Below are 19,822 nucleotides of genomic sequence, written 5' to 3' on the forward strand. Positions count from 1 at the left end.
TTTCAACAAATATGAACAAAGTTTTACAAACAGGCGATCGCCAGAACTTCCCACCAGAAATAATCCCTTTCTTGGCTAGTTACAACTTGATTCCGCAATTGTTATCTCAAAGCATTATTGAAGGAGCGATCGCACCAATCGCCTGCACAAAAGCCGAAACATCCCATGCTCTAGAGGAATTTTATCAGCAGTGGCATTTAACAACCGACCAACAAATCCAAGATTGGTGCTGGCGTTACGGTTTGACTCAAGAACAGTTACAACTTTTTGTCACCCGCAAGCTCAGAGTTGAAAAGTTCAAGCAGCAAACTTGGGGACATCAATTAGAATCCTACTTCCTGAAAAACAAAAGACATTTTGACAAAATCATTTATTCTTTAATTCGGACTGAAAGTCAAGGAACCGCTAACGAGCTATTCTTCAGAATTACAGAAAAAGAGCAGTCATTTGCTGAACTAGCGCGTGAATATTCCCAAGGCCCAGAAGCCGATACAAATGGCATTATCGGCCCGGTAGAAATTGGTGCGATCGCTCCTAATTTTGCTCACTTACTTTGCACGAGTCAAGTAGGTATAGTTCAAGCACCTGTGCCCTTTGGAAATGTATGGATTATTGTCCGTGTGGAAAAGTTCATAACTGCACAGTTGGATGATTTTATGCGCCAACGATTGCTGCAAGATAATTTTGAAACTTGGTTTCAACAACAACTCGATCGACTTTCATCAGAAGAAAAAACCTGGATGGGAATCAACGCCAAACCAGCAGGAGTTAAAGAAGCATTGGCAGCTTAGAGGTTGTTTTAAAAGTATTTTCTTGTGATTTTGGCTACTTTTAGATCCCCCCTAACAAAGGAATATCAAGTCACCCTTTTCAAGGGGGATTTAGGGGGATCTAAAAGGTTTGTATACCGACAAGGATACTTTTCAAACATCCTCTTAGAGTCAGCCAGGAGTAACTGTGGAGAAATAATTTTTTTGACCATCTAGAAGTTATGAAATAAGGTGTCAAATATCATGACAAATACAACCGTTGATATTCAAGAATTTATTGCTGATTTATTTCCTTTCAATTATCTTTCACCAAATGTTTTAGAAAATTTGCTCAACCAAGGGCAATTTTTTCGCTATCGTATCGGGCAAGTAATAGTAGCCAGGGAAGCTATGCCGGAGCAAATTAGCGTTATCTACCAAGGGCAAGCGCGTTTATTAGGCTATAATTCCCAAGCGCCGAATCCGGCCACATTGAAATTACTTTCTCCAGGAGAGGTTTTAGGTTGGATAAGTCATGTCCGGGGTGTTGCTTGTGAAAGCGCGATCGCTTCTACTGAAGTTATTACCCTCAATCTACCCATTGCAGGTTTTCTTCCATTACTCAAGCAAGAGTCAGCTTTTGTCAAAGCGTTGCAAAATGAAATTGCTCTTTTAGAAGTATACGAACTGCTTACTGAAGAATTCAGCCGTCGTGCAGATGGGAGCAAGAATTTAGTTAAACTTGCCCAGGCTGCAACTGAAGTTGCGATTATCCGCACAATTCCTGCACGCCAAGCCTTTCACCAGCAGTTAGACTCAGAATTTTTATGGTTAGTCAGCAGTAATTTCGATTCTGAGTTTCCCGCAGGTAGCCGCTTAGAATTAGAAGATATCAACCCCAAGCTGAAATTTCAGACAAATATGCGTTTGGTGGGATTGCCCAAATCAATACTTGGAAAAAATCCCGCCGTTGCACCAAAAGCACTTTTACCCGCAGAGATTCCCTACGCCTCAGAAATTACTTTTACAGAAGAATCAGCCCCTAAGAGCAAACAAAACAAGTATCCATATATTAAGGGTAGAGGACCGCTAGATGCTTCCTTGGCTTGCTTCCAAATGTTGAGCCAATATTTTAATATTCCCTTACGCAGGGATACAGTGCGGCGAGTGTTGGCAAAGCAGCACGAACAAAAAGGCACGATCTCTCTGCAATTTTGTGCCGCCGCCGCTGAGTTGATGGGTTTGACAACACAGATGGTGAAAGTTCCAGCCGCCGCAGTTGGACGCCTGCAACTACCAGTGATGATTTCTTGGCAAGATAGTTTTGCTATTATTTACAAAAATAGCGATCGCGAGTTGCTGATTGCCGTTCCAGAGATGGGACTACTGCACTACAAATTACAAGATTTTGCTGAAAACTGGGGCGCCCAAGGTGAAGTCCTGCTGTTACAAACTAATCAAAATACTCCCAAGTCACGGTTTAATTTGAGTTGGTTTGTACCTTCACTACGGCGCTATCGCAAAGTATTAATTGAAGTTCTAATCGCTTCTATTGTTATCCAACTATTTGGGTTGGTAAATCCCCTCGCCACACAGGTAATTATTGACAAAGTATTGGTTGGTAACAGTCCTGATACCTTGGAAGTTTTTGGCATCTTTTTGCTGGTAGTAGCAATTATCGAAGCAATACTTACCAGTATCCGCACTCATTTGTTTACAGATACAACCAACAGAATCGACCTCACCCTCGGTTCTGAGGTGATTAATCATTTGTTGCGTCTGCCATTATCTTACTTTGAGAGCCGTCCTGTGGGAGAATTGGCAACGCGAGTTCGCGAGTTGGAAAATATTCGCTCTTTCTTGACTGGTACAGCTTTGACTGTGGTGATGGATGCAGTATTTTCGGTGGTTTACATTGTAGTAATGGCGGTTTATAGCCCAGTGTTGACCTTGGTAGCATTAGCAACAGTGCCGCTGTTTGGTTTGCTCAACTTGATGGTATCTCCTTTGATGCGGCGACAATTGCAAGAGAAAGCCGAGTGCAATGCCGATACCCAATCTTATTTAGTAGAAGTCATGGGAGGAATGCAGACAGTCAAGGCGCAAAATTTAGAAATGCGATCGCGTTGGCAATGGCAAGAACGCTATGCTCGTTACATCAGTGCTAGTTTCAAAACAGTTTCTACTCAAACCAACGCTGGTTCTGTCAGCAGTTTCCTTAACAAATTTTCCAGTATGTTAGTGCTGTGGGTGGGAGCTTTTCTCGTCCTGAATCAGCAACTTACCTTGGGACAACTCATCGCTTTCCGCATCCTTGCTGGTTATGTTACCAGTCCCCTGTTGCGCCTCATGCAACTTTGGCAGAACTTTCAAGAAACCGCTTTATCTTTGCAACGCCTTGCTGATATTTTGGACAGTCCCCAAGAAACAGAAACCGACAGCCAAAACATCCTCATGCCGACTATTCTAGGTAATGTCCGGTTTGAAAATCTCAGCTTTAGTTTCCGCGATCGCGGTCCATTGCAACTATGCAATATTAACTTAGATTTTCCGGCTGGCTCCTTTGTAGGAATTGTCGGTCAAAGCGGTTCCGGTAAAAGCACGCTGCTAAAATTATTACCCAGACTCTACGAACCCAAGTCCGGCAAAATCTTAATTGATGACTACGATATCAGTAAAGTCGAACTCTATTCCTTACGCCGTCAAATTGGTATGGTGTTACAAGATACCTTACTCTTCGATGGTACAGTCCGCGAAAACATTGCCTTGGGATATCCTGATGCTAGCGATGAGGAAATTATTACTGCTGCCAAGGTAGCATTTGCCCACGACTTTATTATGTCTTTACCCAGCGGCTATAACACCCGTGTCGGGGAGCGAGGTTCGGCACTATCTGGGGGACAACGCCAACGAGTAGCGATCGCTCGTACTGTCCTGCAAAATCCGCAATTACTCATTCTCGATGAAGCTACCAGCGCCTTAGATTACAATGCCGAAGCCCAAGTTTGCCGTAACTTGGCAACAGCCTTCCAAGATAAAACAGTATTTTTCATTACTCACCGCCTCAGCACAATTCGCAATGCCGATATCATTCTGATGATGGATAGAGGTGCTGTGGTAGAACGGGGTACTCATGAAGAATTAATGGCGCTCAAAGGTTATTACTACTGTCTTTATCAGCAACAGGAAGCGAATGTGTAGTCATCAGTCATTTGTCATTAGTCATCAGTCATTTGTCATTAGTCATTTGTCATTTGTCAGCAGTAAATACTATTGTTTCAACTTTAAATAATGAAACTTCAAGCTTCAGGGAACTCCAAGAAAGAAATTACCCAATATTGTGGGGTGGGCATCCTGCCCGCTCAGTCGATATGGCGGGCGAGACGCCCACCCCACAAGAGTTAATTAGATATTTTTTTATTTGTCAGTCCCTAAAACTCGACACTTGAGGCTTTGAACTTGGAAGTTGCGGCTTTTTGCTCGAACGTTGCGGCTTTAAACTCGGAAGTTGCGGCTTTGAACTTGGAAGTTGCGGCTTTAAACTCGGAAGTTGCGGCTTTAAACTCGAACGTTGAGGGTTTGAACTTGGAAGTTGCGGCTTTTTGCTCGAAGGTTGAGGTTTTGAACTCGGAACTTTTAACCTTAGCACTCCTAACTCAACACTCAACAGTCAACAATCAATAGTTAACAGTCAATCATCACTAATTTTTATGAATATTCAATATAAATTCGATCGCCCAGTACTTTTACAACAAACTCCTACTTGGTCGCGAGCCATTGCCTGGACAATTGTTGGAGTTAGCGCCTTTACTGTAATTTGGGCCTCTGTGTTCAAAATTGATGAATCAATTCCTGCTACTGGCAAACTAGAACCACAGGGTGCAGTTAAAGAAATTCAAGCTCCGGTTCATGGTGTTGTCAACGAGATTTTAGTCAAAGATGGCCAGCGAGTCAAAAAAGGTGACACACTCGTTACTTTAGAAAAAACTACTTCTGAGGCGGAGCTAACTTCATTAAAGCAAAGTCGGGCTGCTCAGTTGCTTTCCTTACAGACACTAGAACAAGAAAATGATTTCTACCGCCGCCAGCTTCAAGGGACAACCTCACTACAGGAAGTGGCACAGCAAACCGCTCTATTGAAAATTAAACCAGAACTAGCCTCTTTGACTAAGAGCCGAGCAGCCATTATTGCCGAAAACCAGTTGTACAGAACACAGTTAAACGGTGCGACTGCTGGAAGTTCTCTCACACCAGAGCAACAGTTACGCTTGCAAAATCGCCAAATAGAATTAGAATCGCGTTTAGCCGCAGCTAATTTGGACACACAACAGACGCAACAAGAATTTTTCCAGACTCAGGCACAGTTAGCTAGTGCTAAAGAGTTGCTAACAATTAATCAACAAATTCTCCGCAAGTTTGAACCTTTAGCGCAGCAGGGTGCTATCTCTCAGGTGCAATACTTGAAGCAGCAACAAGATGTCAGTACCAAACAAGCTGAAGTGATTCGATTGAATAGGGAACAGCAGCGATTACAATTAGCGATCGCTCAATCAAATCAAAAATTTCGCAATACTGCTGCACTGTCTCAAGAAGATTTACTAGCTAAAATTACAGCTAATGACAAAAGTATTGCCGAAATTGATAGCCAATTAACCAAAGTAATTGTAGATAATCAAAAACGCATCTATGAAATTAAAGGTCAAATCAGTGAAATTGATAGTAAGTGGGTTCAAGCACAACAAACTCTCAAATATCAGAAAATTACTGCACCCGTAGATGGAACAGTGTTTGAACTCAAAGCCAAAACACCAGGATTTGTAGTTAATTCGAGCGATCCGCTTCTAAAACTCGTTCCTAGCGACAACTTGGTTGCTAAAGTATACATCACCAACCGCGACATCGGTTTTGCCAAAGAAGGGCAACAAGTAGATGTCAGAATTGATTCTTTTCCCTTCCAAGAATATGGTGATATCAAAGGCGAACTAGTTGAGATTGGCTCTGATGCTTTACCTCCAGACGAAGTTTATAAGTTCTGGCGTTTTTCAGCAAAAGTTCGTCTAAATGGACAGAAATTACTGATTAATCAGCGTCAAATCCCACTACAATCAGGTATGTCTATTAGTGCTAATGTGAAATTACGTCAGCGCACCATTATGAGTATCTTCACCGATTTCTTAGTAGAAAAAACTGATAGCGTCAAGTCACTACGCTGAACGAAAAGATTAGAAAACTTCACTTTTATCAATGAAGGCAGGAGGCAGTGGTTCAACCCTTTGACAGGCTCAGGGCGGCGCTTCGCTCACCAACCGGGCAGGAGGCAGAAGGAAAACTGCCTCTATTCAAAAACGTCCTTTTTCCTAAGAATTGTTCAACGCACAGGAAGAAGAATTTCAAATTCTGTACCATCTGTTGGGGAAGAGCGTACACTCAGAGTACCGTCATGTTGTTGAATAATCGAATAGCTAACAAATAATCCCAAACCTATACCACGACCTGCGGCTTTTGTTGTAAAAAACGGGTCAAAAATCCGGTTTTGAATATTCACAGGAATCGTACTATCTGTATTGGCGATCGCAATTCGTAAACGTTCGCTATCTATTACCTCAGTGCGAATCCGAATTTCTGGTTTTTCACTGCTTTGGGGATTATCTCGAATGGCATCAATGGCATTGTTAATGATATTCAAGAAAACTTGATTTAGTTGGCTAGGATAGCAATTTACTAGAGGTAGGTTGCCAAACTCCTTAATCACTCGCACTTCAGGTTTATTTGTAGATGCTTGCAAGCGATGTTGCAAAATCAAGAGCGTGCTTTCAATTCCACTGTGTAAGTTTACGGCTTTGATTTCTGCTTCATCTAAGCGAGAAAAGTTGCGTAAACTCAAGACAATTTGACTGATGCGATTGCTGCCCAGTTTCATAGATTCTAAAATCTGACTGACATCCTCAAACAGAAAATCAAGGTCAATTTCTTCGCTTTTAGCTTGAATAGTTTGACTAGGTTGAGGATATTCGTCTTGATAAAGTTTCAGCAAAGTCTTCATGTCTACAATATAACTTTCTGTATGCGTGATATTACCTTTAATAAAATTAACAGGATTGTTAATTTCATGAGCAATACCAGCTACGATTTGACCTAAAGATGACATTTTTTCGCTATGAATTAATTGCGCTTGAGTTTGTTGCACTTTTTTCAAGGCTTGCTCTAAATCTTCGGCTTTTTGATTGAGAGCTTGGGTTTTGCGCTCTACCTCTGCTTCTAGGGTGTGGGAATAGTTTTCGGTTTGTTGATACAAACGGGCATTTTCTACAGAGATGGCGGCTTGGCTAGTTAGCAGTTGCAGAATCTCGATGCGATCGCTATTAAATGCCCCCACGGTTAAATTATTCTCTAAATACAAAATCCCAATGAGTTTTCCTTGGCGATTAATTGGAGTACACAACACTGATTTGGGCTGATGAGTGATGATATAGCGATCGCCTGCAAATTGCACCGAATCGCTCAAGTTTTCAAACACAGCCGTCTTTTGAGTTCGTGCTACTGTATAAATCAAACTCTGGGGAATTTCTTGGTATTGTTCGAGGGGAATTTCTAAACTTTGTGCCTGTTGTCGGTTGGCTTGAGCGACAACTAACCATTGTTCGTCTTGGCGCAGGATAAAATGACCGATTTGTGCGCCAGCATTGGCGATCGCAATCTGCATTAAGGTTTTTAACAGCTTCTCTAATTCAATTTCTTGAGAAATAGCTTGTGCTGCTTTCATTACTGCTGGAAAATCTAACCAAAAATTTTGGCTGCTACTGGCGCTAGTGACACCCTTAATTAAAGTAGGAGTTATAGTTGCCCCAGATGTGATGGTGAGGTTAGTAGGTTGGAGAATAGCCGTCAGTAGTTGCGGATAATGTTGTTCTAAGTGAGCGACTTTAGCCTTTGCACCCCAATGACCATAACAGTAGTAAGCTTCTTGCATATAGCCTGCGGCGACTTTCTCTTTACCCCAAGCCAGATAAAACTTAGCTGCTAACTCATTACCCAAAGCTTCTTCTTGAATGTAGCCGTTTTGCTTAGCTCCAGCGATCGCCTTATCGTATAACTCAATGGCTTCTGCTTTGTGTCCTAATACTCGGCATTTTTCAGCCGCTACCAAATCGAGTTTGTGTTGATGATTCATTGGGGCATAGTGCGCCCAGTATTGTTGCAGTTGCGTTTGGTTTTGTTCCACCCGCTCTAATATTTTTGATGTCTCCTTTGATTGGGGACTCAAAGCTGCTAGAACCGTCAAAGAATCATAGAAACAAACCGCAGGTTGGCAGACGAATCCAGCGCCAGCAGTTGAATATTTTCTGAGTTCAATTGCGTAATTAGTCGCTTGCTCAATTTCTCCAAATAAGAAACAAAGCAGTAATTTATATAAATAAAAGAAATATAACCCAATCAAATCATTAGCAGACAACAGCGAGGGCAAAAATTGGGTTTCTTGCACACCTTCCCCAGATAAAATAATCGGATACTCTCCAACTCCCAGTAAATTTAAAATAGATTGCCAATAAATTCGGCAGTAATTAGCTGCTGTCAATTGGTTCAATTGCAATAACCCATTGCAGTAAGCGCGTACATCTTGTTCTAAAGTAACCAAGGGCTGACCGCACCAAAAAGAATTCAAACAAAAACTATAGACAGAATATCCAGCAAACTCTAGGTTACCAACTTCGATTCCAGTCACATAACCTTCTTGCAAGATTGATAGTGATTCTTGAATATGAGATTTGCGATGTAGAATAAACAGTCCTAGCACGGGTAATACTTGAGCTTTCACAGCTTTTGCATCAAATTTGGCGATGATACCGAGTGCCAATTGTCCAAATTTTGTTGCTGTATCTACGTCTTGCTGTATACTACACAAAATGATGCCATAGCAAGCAAAGCTATAGGCTGAGAGCGATGTATTTCCGTATTGAATAGATAATTTAACTGATAAAGAAACTAGTAATGGAAAGAACAAAGATCCCAAGTTAAAAGCTGCTGGAAAAATACTGTTAGTAATTTGAATAATTGCCAATTTTTCTGCATCATTCATTGCAGGTAAGCGAACTAAATCTACAATTTCTCTGTTGCCAATAAGTTCGCTGATTTCTTGGATTGCCTGTTGAATATCTGTTTGTGTCGGTATTTCGGGAAAGTTGACACCAAATTGTTGCAAGATTTGTCTACCAATTGTGAGAGCTTGGGCAAGTTTATTCCCAGAAGAATAAGCTTGTATTCTAATTCGGTAAATATTGGCTTTTTCTAGTAAGGAATGTGTCTGCTCGGTGACAATATTAATGAAATGTTCCATCATTTCAAAGTCACCGCACAGGGAAGCTAATTCAGCAGCTAATTCATGAAAAGCAAGAGTGATTTCGTATTGCTGTAGCCAAGCTTTTTCTCCTAATAAAGATAAACCCACTGTCACATATTCACGAGCTGCTTGATAAGCGGTTGCGCTTTTGGCTTTGCGACAGGCTGCGAGGTTAAGTTTTGCTAATTCCTCGCGATCGCTTTGTTCGCTAATTAAAGCAGTTCCATAGTTGAGGTGACCGATGAGTTCAAAAATACGGTCAAATCTTGCTTCTGGAGAAATTTTTTGCAGGAGTAGTTGACCAATATGGTAATGGGTGGTTTGTTTTTGGTCTTCGGGAATCAGACAATAAGCAGCTTGTTGGACGCGATCGTGCAGAAACCTATAGATTACATTTTCGACGTTGCTAGTCTTAGCATCTACCTCATCATAGGTGAGATAAAATTTATATACTTGACTTTGCGGCAGAATCAATCCTTCTTGTAACGCTTTCCACAAAATTCCTGCTGCATGTGCTGGCGATCGCTCGCAAACAATCGCCAAGGTTGCTAAGTCAAATTGATTACCGATACAAGCAGCTAATTTGAGTATTTGTTGGGTTTCTTTCGGTAATTTCTGTAACTGCTGTGCCATAAACTCTACGACATCATCGGTTAGAGAAAGCGCATTAATTTCGCTCAGATCGCATTCCCAATACCCTCGATCGCGATTAAACCTAATTTGTCCATCTTCGTGTAAGGCTTTGAGAAACTGCGTGATAAAAAAGGGATTACCTTGGGTTTTGCGATGGATTAATTCTGTGATGGGATGCGAGCGATCGACTGCACAATGTAATGTATCAGCAACTAATTGATTCGTATCGCTCAATGCCAAAGGTGAAAGCGTAATTATATTAACAGTTTTCTGAGCTTTTTTCAGGGCTTCTACTGTTAAGATGAAAGGATGTGCTGCTTGAACTTCATTGTCTCGATAAGCCCCCAATAAAAGTAAATAGCTGTTATCCTGCATCAGAAGTTTAATCAACACAAGGGAAGCTGAATCTGCCCACTGTAAGTCATCCAGAAACATGACTAACGGATGTTCTTTCGTAGTAAAGACTGCAATAAATTTTTGGAACAATAAATTAAAACGATTTTGTGCCCCAGTTCCTGATAGTTCTTGCACGGGAGGTTGCTGTCCAATAATTAGTTCCAACTCAGGAATCACCTCAATCAAAACTTGCCCATTGTCGCCCACAACTGCAAGAATTTTAGTTTTCCATTGTGCTAATTGGGCGTCAGACTCTGACAATAATTGCCCCATTAAATCCCGTAAAGCTTGTACAAAAGCTGATAGGGGAATATTGCGATTGAATTGGTCGAATTTACCTTTGATGAAATACCCTTGTTGACGAGTAATCGGCTTGTGAACTTCATTGACTACCGCAGTTTTACCAATTCCCGAAAATCCTGCCACTAGCATCATTTCGGATGTGCCATTGGCGACGCGCTCAAAAGCTTGAAGTAAGGTTACAACTTCTTTTTCTCGCCCATAGAGTTTGTCTGCGATCAGAAAGCGATCGCACACATCGTGCTGACCAATTTTAAAATATTCAATCTTACCAGTTTCTTTAATTTGGGCAAAACATTTTTCTAAATCAAATTTTAAACCTAAAGCACTTTGATAGCGATCTTCGGCATTTTTGGCCATTAATTTATTAATAATATTGCATAAAACCTCTGGTATTTTTTCTCCATCACCTTGTGGCTTTGGCGGTTCTTTAGCAATGTGATAATGCACCAATTCCATCGGATCGTCAGATATAAATGGTAATTTTCCTGTTAATAACTCATAAAATGTCACCCCTAAAGAATAAAGATCGCTGCGATAGTCTATCCCTCGATTCATTCTGCCAGTTTGTTCCGGGGCAATATAAGCCAGAGTTCCTTCTAAAATATTAGGACTGATAATTTCTTGAGTTTCTTTAGGAAGTAATGATGCAATACTAAAATCAATTAAGAGAATTTTTTTTGTTTCTTGATGAATTAGGATGTTTGCAGGTTTGATGTCTTTGTGAATTACACAGTTTTGATGTAAACTGTGGAGAATGTTAGTTAATTGGATGGCGATCGCCAAAAATTCGACCAGCGATAGGCTAATGGTTTTGATGTATTCTCGTAAAGAAATTCCTCCCGCATCTTCCATCACCAAAATATAACCATTACTATAGGCTTCTAATGATAACGGATGAATAATACCAGGAATCTTGAGATTTTTGCTAATGGTGTATTGGTTGCGAAATTGCAGTAATTCGTTGAAACTGGGATATTCAGATGTTAGAAGTTTGATAACTACTGGTAGCGTTTCTCGCTTTTGGATAGCTCGATATACTCGTGTTCTAGATCCTACATATAGTTCAGAGGTAATTTCATATCCGGGTATAATAAGAGCGGATTTTATATTCGTCATCTATATTTGTCCCATAGCCTAAGTTTGTGTTTGTTTGATAAAACTAGTATTCCCAGAGAGCATGTCTATTTTGACAAACACAGTAAAATCAGCTAAGGATAGATAAAACAGGTGTATGTACCTACCGATACCTCTAGAACAAAAGTAATTTTTCCAAGGACATATTCAGGCATTTGAAACAAGTTAAAACCCTCTCAAAAAACGCCTCTTCTCTCTTCCGTTCCATAAAGTCGATCCGAAAAATACTCTTTAATTTTATAGATAGTTTCCAGTAGCTAACAGTGTGTTACTACCGTTATTTAGCTATCCTGAGCGAGTCCCGAAAATCAAGACTAGTGCCATAGTAGTACAGCCGACGTCTAACATTTTAATTAACTAAATACAATCCTCAATTCCTTCTAATTGTTGAGAAAACAAAAAGCACTAAGTAGCTAGACATAATTAAATGTAAAATTCCAAATTTGAAAACCCCGCTCGAAACTCGCTTTTCCCCTGCCCCCTGCCCCCTGCCCCCTGCCTTCATTAGATAAACTTAACGTGTGCCTCCGTTGGAGACTCAGTAGTATTAGAAATTAGAAACAAGCGCACAGTCAATGGAACGACGATGAACTCACAAGGATCTAAGTCGAGGATAGAACTACAACAAGGGATGCATCCTTCCACCCAGCCAAAAGATTGGTCATGGCCATTCTGGTTTACTGTCCCACTCTACCCCTACGGCAGGCGGCGGACACTCCGCAAGGAAATAGTTAAGGACACTATCTGGACATTCGATCAGGTTCAGGGCATTCTTTACACCATCGTGCCGATTCGGATGACTCTCGTCAAACTTGCTGCTGGAGGTCTTCTCGTCTACGCGCCCATTGCTCCAACAGCTGAGTGTGTTCGCTTGGTTAATGAGTTGGTAGCAAAGCACGGTGAAGTTAAGTACATTTTACTGCCAACAAGTTCTGGTTTGGAGCATAAAGTCTTCGTTGGCCCCTTTTCTAGACGCTTTCCTCAAGCACAAGTTTTTGTTGCCCCGCACCAGTGGAGTTTCCCGTTCAATTTGCCGCTGAGTTGGCTAGGCTTTCCCCAAAAACGAACTCAGGAACTGCCAGAAAACTCAAACCTTGCCCCCTTCGCTTCGGAGTTTGACTATGCAATATTGGACATCAACTTAGGGCGAGGATCTTTTGCGGAAGTTGCAGTATTTCACAAGCGATCGCGCACTGTGCTTGTAACTGATTCTATAATTTCTGTACCAGAAGACCCGCCGGAAATTCTCCAATTAGATCCTTATCCCTTACTGTTTCATGCAAGGGATAATGCCTTAGAAGCGATGGAGGACAATGAAGACAACCGCCGCAAAGGATGGCAACGCATTTCATTGTTTGCGCTTTACTTCCGTCCAAGTGCGCTGGAAGTTACTCCAATGGTACAGATGTTTCGTGATGCTCTCAAAGCACCACAGCGATCGCTAAAATCATACTTTGGTTTATTTCCTTTTCGCTGGCGACAAACTTGGAAGCAGACATTCGATACTCTACGAGGTCAGGGCAGACCATTTGTCGCGCCGATTCTGCAAATCCTCATTCTTCCCCAAGCACCAAGACAAGTCCTCAACTGGGCTGATACAGTTGCAAGTTGGGATTTTCAGCAGATTATTTCCTGTCACTTTGACTCGCAAATTTTGGCAAATCCCCGCCAATTTCGGCAAGCATTTGCTTTTCTTGAGAAAAATCCCTCTGTAAGTAAAGACTTTTCTGAAACCCAAAACCTGCCTCTACTTGAGGAAGATTTGAAATTTATTCAGGAACTCGAAGCGGGTTTAGTTAAGCGCGGTATCGCAACGCCAGCAAAAGAAAAGGTGTAATAAGTAAGTGGACACAATTATTTAGAAGACGCATTTCGACTGCGCTCAATGCCCGACCTTTGAGAAAACGAGGGTTGAGCGACTTGCCCTGAGCGGAGTCGAAGGGAGTCGAAACCCGGTAATCTCAAGTTAGGTTTAATTTAGTCCTTCTACTTAGATAAATTAGTTTGATTAATTTAACAAATAACTCCAATTGCTGATATTAAATACTTTACATATACTGAAGATAAATACTGAGATTTCTATAAATATTTTTATTAAAAAATGAAAAAATCTACTCTTAGATAGAGGTAAAAAATTATTCAATCCGATCGAAATTTTTCTTCACGACTCAATGAAATTACTTTTTTTGTCATTACGAGTGCTATATGAATAACCATTATCAAGCAGACAAGCATAGCTTTCTTTATCAAAAATACCAATATTCAGGTAAATTCACGCCGAACAATCTGCTATTCAATGCAAATCTGCAAGAATTTTCGCAACGAATCGACTATATCTGCAATCTTCAGACTGCGGGAAAACTCTCTGCTGACGAGTCATACAAGCAAATTGAGGCACTTTGGGAACGGCTAAAATACAGCTACCAAACCTTAAATATTGAAAAAGACACAAATCTTTAATTGTTAGCACTGATTGTGCTTTTCCTGCATCAAATGTACTGAAGGTATAAACAAGTGCTATGGTGAAGACAGGAGACGATTTGGTTATCCCCCAGCACGTTGTACCTATGAAAAGCTGGGTTTTAGGCTCGATGCGATCGCCAGGTAGTTCAAGTTGTAAGTAGCGAGGATTTGAAAGCGATTGGAGCATCACATCAGTATTTGAGGTTGAACCAATTAAAAATTAAGACTACATAAAATAGATTTAGACTTTGCATTCCTACTTTCTCAATTTATAAACCAAATTTTTCGTAAAATATTAAAGCATTACTTATTGTTTTAGGTGCATCTATGAAAAAATTGATTAAAGGTTTGCGCGAATTCAAAAGTAGTTACTTTCCGGCGAACGAACAACTATTTGAACAACTTTCTCATGGTCAAAAGCCCAGGGTACTATTTATTACATGTTCCGATTCGCGTATCGATCCAAACCTGATTACACAAGCCGGATTAGGAGAGTTGTTTGTTATTCGCAATGCAGGCAACATTATTCCACCATATGGTGCAACTAATGGCGGTGAAGGAGCAACGATTGAATATGCTATTCAAGCATTAGATATTCAACAAATTATTATCTGCGGTCACTCCCATTGTGGTGCTATGAAAGGCTTGATGAAGTTAGACAGCTTGCGGATAGAAATGCCGCTTGTACATGACTGGCTCAAGTATGCAGAAGCAACCCGACGATTGGTAAAAGACAATTATAGCGACTACGAAGGCGAAGATCTCTTAGAAATAATTATTGCCGAGAATGTACTCACCCAAATCGAAAATTTACGCACTTATCCGGTGATTCGTTCTAAACTCCATCAAGGGCAAATTAGTATTTATGCTTGGATTTATCATATCGAGACAGGAGAAGTTTTGGCATACGACCCACAAAAGCACGCTTATGTGTTACCTCTAAATCAGCTTTCCCCATCTGAGATAGATGAAAGGTTATCGGGCCTACCTTTGACTAACAATGGCGAAACCTCTTTCACTAAAAATCAACAACAGGCGTTTCAATCTTTCCATAAACCCGCGATTTCTACAGATAGTGGGTTTCCAATGACGGTGCTTTCTCCAGAACAAATGGAGCGAATTTATCGAGGCTCGGCAACAAAGTAAAAATATCAACAAGGTTAGAACTGTTACCCTACAAGGCTCCGTTTATTTACGTGACAAGCTTAGAATAGTGCATTAGTAAACTCTTGTGGGGTGGGCATCCTGCCCGCCCGGACGGGTGAGGACACCCATCCCACAATAAAATTTATTCCAACATTTTAGTCTTGCCACGCTACTACACATACTTAAATTTTTTCAATAGTCAAATCTGATTCCTAGATCGGGAAACTACTACCTTTCAATTTAGTAAAATCCGCTCTATTAATAGATAAAATATCCTCAATGCTAATTTTAAAATAGAGTTATAGCAATACTCCATTTATACTTTGCAAAAGTTAGCTTTTTGACGAATCACAAACAAAATAAAGAGCGCAAGAATAAGTTTTAATCCAATACGGTTCAGTTAATGTTTTAAGATCCCCCCAACCCCCATTTTTAAGTTAACAGACTCTCTTTCACCCCCTTTTTAAGGGGGTCGCCGCAGGCGGGGGTATCTTAACTGAACTGTATTGAGTTTTAATCCAATGCCCTAGTAATAATATGAGTCGTTCTAGAGGCAGAACTAATCTTTATTTGTTGTTACAGCTAATTCCACAAACCAAAAAAATTAATTGCAGATATCAATTCGAGAAATAACGGAGAAAGATTTTGCTCGATACAATCAAAAACAATGTACCAGCAACAGACTTAGTAAAACCTTCAACTAAGTTGTGGATGCCTCAACAGGTCATGTTTACTCCTGCTGCTTTAGATGAGCCTTGGGGGCAACAAATTTTGGAGCGGGTGCAGTCCCTCAACTTACCAATCATCGAGTTACCACGTAACCGCCTGACTGGCTTGCGTGGCGAAGATGAGCGCAAAACTTACGATATTGCCAAACGTACCTTTGCCGTTGTCACTGCACCACCGAGTCAGTTCAAACTCAGTCCTATTCCACCATCGGCTGATTGGCAGTTTCATATTGCCGAGGGTTGCCCAGCACATTGCCAATACTGTTACTTAGCAGGTAGCTTATCGGGGCCGCCAGTTATTCGCACTTTTGCTAATTTACCCCAAATCCTTAACAATTTAAGTATTTTTGAACGACCCGGACAAGCCACAACTTATGAAGTTAGTTGCTATACCGATCCACTTGGGATTGAGCATTTGACAGGTAGCCTTGCTGAATGTATCCGTTACTTTGGTACTCGCAGCGATGCACATTTACGCTGGGTATCAAAGTTTGATGAGGTAGATAGCTTACTGGATTTACCTCACAATGGACATACCCACTGCCGGATGAGCGTTAATGCCGCACCTGTTTCGGGGAGATTTGAAGGCGGTACAGCATCTGTAGCATCGAGGCTTGGGGCGTTACGTAAGTTAGCTGATAGTGGCTATCCAGTAGGATTAGTAATTGCGCCGATTATGCCTATAGATGATTGGCAAGTACACTACAGCCGCTTGTTTGACTCAATTAGCGAAGCGTTAGATTTCAACTGTAACCTGACCTTTGAGCTAATTTCGCACCGCTTTACACCAAGCTCAAAAGAAGTTTTACAAACTTGGTATCCACATTCTAAGCTAGATATGGATGAGGAAAAACGCAGTATTAAGCGCAATAAGTTTGGTGGGACTAAGTATGTTTATGATGCCGACACAATGAATATCATGAAACGCTTTTTTCAAGGTGAGATTCAACAGCGTTTTCCAAATGCGAAGATTTTATATTGGACTTAGCTATTAACGTACTCTCCTTTTTTTTGCGTCTAAGGACACATTTTTTTTAGACTGTCTGCAACAAGCAGCCGTATGGGATTAATAAGTAGAAGGACTAAATTAAACCTAACTTGAAATTACCGGGTTTCGACTGCGCGGAAGTTGAGCGTAGTCGAAACTCAACCCTCTTTTAGTCAGGCTACTGAGCATTGAGCGGAGTCGAAATGCGTCTTATGAATAATTGTGTCCACCTAGTTATCATGTCCGGTTGAAAACTTATCATTAAGGACTGATGCGGAGAGTTTTTTTGATAAGTGATTAGGCGGACATGATATGAAGTGGTTTTCGGGAATGTTTGCGACAAGCTGATGCAGTGTTTTTTAGCCTGAAGGCGGAGTGTTTTCAGGGAGCCAAAGTTTAGCAGCTGAGTTTGATTTACCTTTTAGCGATGGTTTGGGAATACTAAAGTTGCATATTACACCACAATTGCACCAAGCTTTAGCATGATGTTGGCATTTTTCAACTATCTCTTCTATTCAAAGGATTTTATTCCTCACGGCCATTGTTATCTCTGGAAAACAGGGCTAGTTTGGCTCCATATTATTTCTGATGCGACGATCGCTCTTGCCTATTATTCTATTCCTGTATTACTGATTTACTTTATTTCCAAACGCAAAGATGTTCCTTTCAACGGAGTCTTTCTGTTGTTTGGTGCTTTTATCCTTGCCTGCGGTACTGGGCATTTGATGGAAATTTGGACGCTCTGGCATCCTGATTACTGGATTGCAGGGGGTTTAAAGGCTTTAACTGCGATTATTTCCATATATACAGCATTTGCGTTAATTTATCTGATACCTCAAGCTCTAACACTACCCAGCCCAGCCCAGTTAGAAGCTATCAATAAAACCCTTGCAAGTGAAATTGTCGAGCGCAAAAACACAGAACAAGCCTTACTACGTATTAGTAAGGCTGTGGAAAGTGCCAGTGATGCTATTGGTATAGCTGATGTTGCAGGAGAGCCAATTTATCACAATCCTGCCTTTATCGATTTGTTCGGTTACACAGTTGATGAACTGAATGCTGCTGGCGGCCCAGTAGCAGTTTACCAAAACCCAGCACAAGCACAAAGCGTCTTTAATACTATTAGTAACGGTCAGTCGTGGGCTGGTGAAGTTACCATGCAAAACTCTATTGGTCATACGATGCAAATTGATTTAAGGGCAGATGCTATCAAAGACCTTAGTGGTAATATTATTGCTTTAGTTGGCATTCACACCGATATTACCGAGCGCAAACAAGCAGAAGCTAAACTCCAAACTGCTCAACAGTTTATGCATTCTGTTATTCAAGCAATGCCTGTACCAGTCTTCGTTAAAGATGCTACCGATTTGCGATTTGTTTTATGCAATCGAGCAGCCGAAGAGTTAGTTGGTGTCAGCGCCGATGAAATTTTGGGCAAGAGCGACTATGATTTATTTCCCAAAGAAGAAGCTGATTTCTTTACCAAGCAAGACAAAGAAGCACTCACTAGCAAAAAAGTTATACAAATTTCTGAAGAAATATTTCACCCAAAAAACGCCAAAACTTGCGTTTTGCACATTAAAAAAACTCCCATCTTCGATTCTCAAGGTGAGCCTAAATATTTGCTAGCAATTCGAGAAAATATCACAGAGCAGAAGCAAATTCAGGCTGCTCTAGCAGCCAGTGAAACAAAGTTTCGTAGCTTGGTGGAAAATGCCAACGATGCAATTTATTCTATGACATTGGATGGCATATTTAGTTATCTTTCTCCTAATTTCACAGATATGTTTGGATATGGCATATCAGAATTTCTAGGGCAATCATTCGTACCGATTATTCATCCGGAAGATGTACCAGCTTGTATAGCTTTTCTGAACAACATTGCTCAAACAGGTAAAAAACAAGCTGGACTTGAGGTGAGAGTGAAACGCAAAGATGAGACTTACGGCTGGATTACATCTAACACTTCACCTGTGATTGATACTAATGGACAGGTTGTGGGTTTTCAAGGCATCACACGCGACATTACTGAGCGCAAACAAGCAGAAGCTCAACTCAAACAGCAAGCAATAGAACTAGAGCAAACTCTCAAAGAACTACAAACCACCCAATCGCAACTCATCCAAAGCGAAAAAATGTCCTCTCTTGGTCAATTAGTTGCTGGAGTTGCCCACGAAATTAATAATCCAGTCAATTTTATCTACGGAAACCTGGCTCACGCCAACAGCTATACTCACGAACTACTAAATCTACTTGACATTTACCGAATCAACTACCCAAATCCTATACTTGAAATTCAACAGCAAATTGAAGCAATCGATTTAGAATTCTTAATAGAAGACTTGCCAAAACTGCTTTCTTCAATGGAAGTCGGTGCAGAACGCATCCGCCAAATTGTGGCTTCTCTTCGTACCTTTTCGCGGCTAGATGAAGCTGAGTTAAAGCCAACAGATATTCATGAAGGTATTGAGAGTACTTTGATGATTTTAGAGCATCGTCTGAAAACCAAAGTTAATTATCCCCAAATTGAAGTTATTAGAGATTATGGAAATTTACCTTTAGTTGAGTGCTATGCCAGACAGCTAAATCAAGTATTTATGAACATTTTTTCCAATGCGCTTGATGCTTTAGAAGATTCATTAATCCAAAGGAAAATTACACATAACAAGCCACAAATTCGGATTTGTACTCAACAGCTAAATGCTAAAGAAATAGTTATCCGTATCGTCGATAATGGCCCTGGGATTCCAGAAGAAGTTAGACAAAGGTTATTCGATCCTTTTTTTACTACCAAAGCTGTGGGTAAAGGTACTGGGTTAGGTTTATCGATTAGCTATCAAATTATTACTGAGCGGCACGGCGGTTTATTACAGTGTATTTCGTCTCCTAATGAGGGAGCAGAATTTCTTATTCAAATTCCAATTGCACAGCCCGATAAATAATT

The 19,822-nt window shown here is 40.8% G+C and carries 10 protein-coding genes; 9 read left to right on the forward strand and 1 reads right to left on the reverse strand.

Features of this window, described 5'->3' with window-relative positions:
- Positions 1–11 precede the first annotated feature (11 nt).
- The 4 genes from NSTC745_RS26040 (at position 12) to NSTC745_RS26055 (ending at position 5,962) form a co-directional block, all read left to right on the forward strand.
- Complete coding sequence (locus NSTC745_RS26040) at positions 12–791, forward strand: peptidylprolyl isomerase (protein ID WP_445633568.1); 780 nt, start codon at positions 12–14, stop codon at positions 789–791.
- Between the two features lie 222 nt (positions 792–1,013).
- Positions 1,014–3,950 carry a peptidase domain-containing ABC transporter gene (locus NSTC745_RS26045; RefSeq protein ID WP_445633569.1) on the forward strand — a complete coding sequence of 979 codons (2,937 nt, stop codon included), beginning with the start codon at positions 1,014–1,016 and terminating at the stop codon, positions 3,948–3,950.
- Positions 3,951–4,202: 252 nt separating this feature from the next.
- A complete protein-coding gene (locus NSTC745_RS26050; protein ID WP_445633570.1) occupies positions 4,203–4,433 on the forward strand; it encodes a hypothetical protein in 231 nt (76 codons plus the stop codon).
- A gap of 26 nt (positions 4,434–4,459) precedes the next feature.
- Positions 4,460–5,962: an HlyD family efflux transporter periplasmic adaptor subunit gene (locus NSTC745_RS26055; RefSeq protein WP_445633571.1), complete on the forward strand. Its 1,503-nt coding sequence runs from the start codon at positions 4,460–4,462 to the stop codon at positions 5,960–5,962.
- Between the two features lie 155 nt (positions 5,963–6,117).
- Here NSTC745_RS26055 and NSTC745_RS26060 read toward each other — a convergent pair whose 3' ends face one another.
- Positions 6,118–11,535, reverse strand: a complete 5,418-nt coding sequence (locus NSTC745_RS26060) for a trifunctional serine/threonine-protein kinase/ATP-binding protein/sensor histidine kinase (RefSeq protein ID WP_445633572.1) — start codon at positions 11,533–11,535, stop codon at positions 6,118–6,120.
- Positions 11,536–12,139: 604 nt separating this feature from the next.
- Here NSTC745_RS26060 and NSTC745_RS26065 point away from each other — a divergent pair.
- From NSTC745_RS26065 to NSTC745_RS26085, 5 genes are all read left to right on the forward strand, one after another.
- Positions 12,140–13,390, forward strand: coding sequence for a DUF4336 domain-containing protein (locus NSTC745_RS26065; RefSeq protein ID WP_445633573.1), 1,251 nt, complete (start codon positions 12,140–12,142; stop codon positions 13,388–13,390).
- A gap of 368 nt (positions 13,391–13,758) precedes the next feature.
- Positions 13,759–14,013: a DUF7219 family protein gene (locus NSTC745_RS26070; protein ID WP_445633574.1), complete on the forward strand. Its 255-nt coding sequence runs from the start codon at positions 13,759–13,761 to the stop codon at positions 14,011–14,013.
- Between the two features lie 330 nt (positions 14,014–14,343).
- Positions 14,344–15,162: a carbonic anhydrase gene (locus NSTC745_RS26075; RefSeq protein ID WP_445633575.1), complete on the forward strand. Its 819-nt coding sequence runs from the start codon at positions 14,344–14,346 to the stop codon at positions 15,160–15,162.
- Positions 15,163–15,873: 711 nt separating this feature from the next.
- The gene (locus NSTC745_RS26080) at positions 15,874–16,878 is read left to right on the forward strand and encodes a spore photoproduct lyase family protein (protein ID WP_445638686.1); all 1,005 of its coding nucleotides are present in this window, start codon (positions 15,874–15,876) and stop codon (positions 16,876–16,878) included.
- Between the two features lie 482 nt (positions 16,879–17,360).
- Positions 17,361–19,820, forward strand: a complete 2,460-nt coding sequence (locus NSTC745_RS26085; protein WP_445633576.1) for a PAS domain-containing sensor histidine kinase — start codon at positions 17,361–17,363, stop codon at positions 19,818–19,820.
- Positions 19,821–19,822: the final 2 nt, after the last annotated feature.

Source organism: Nostoc sp. DSM 114161, assembly GCF_052692665.1.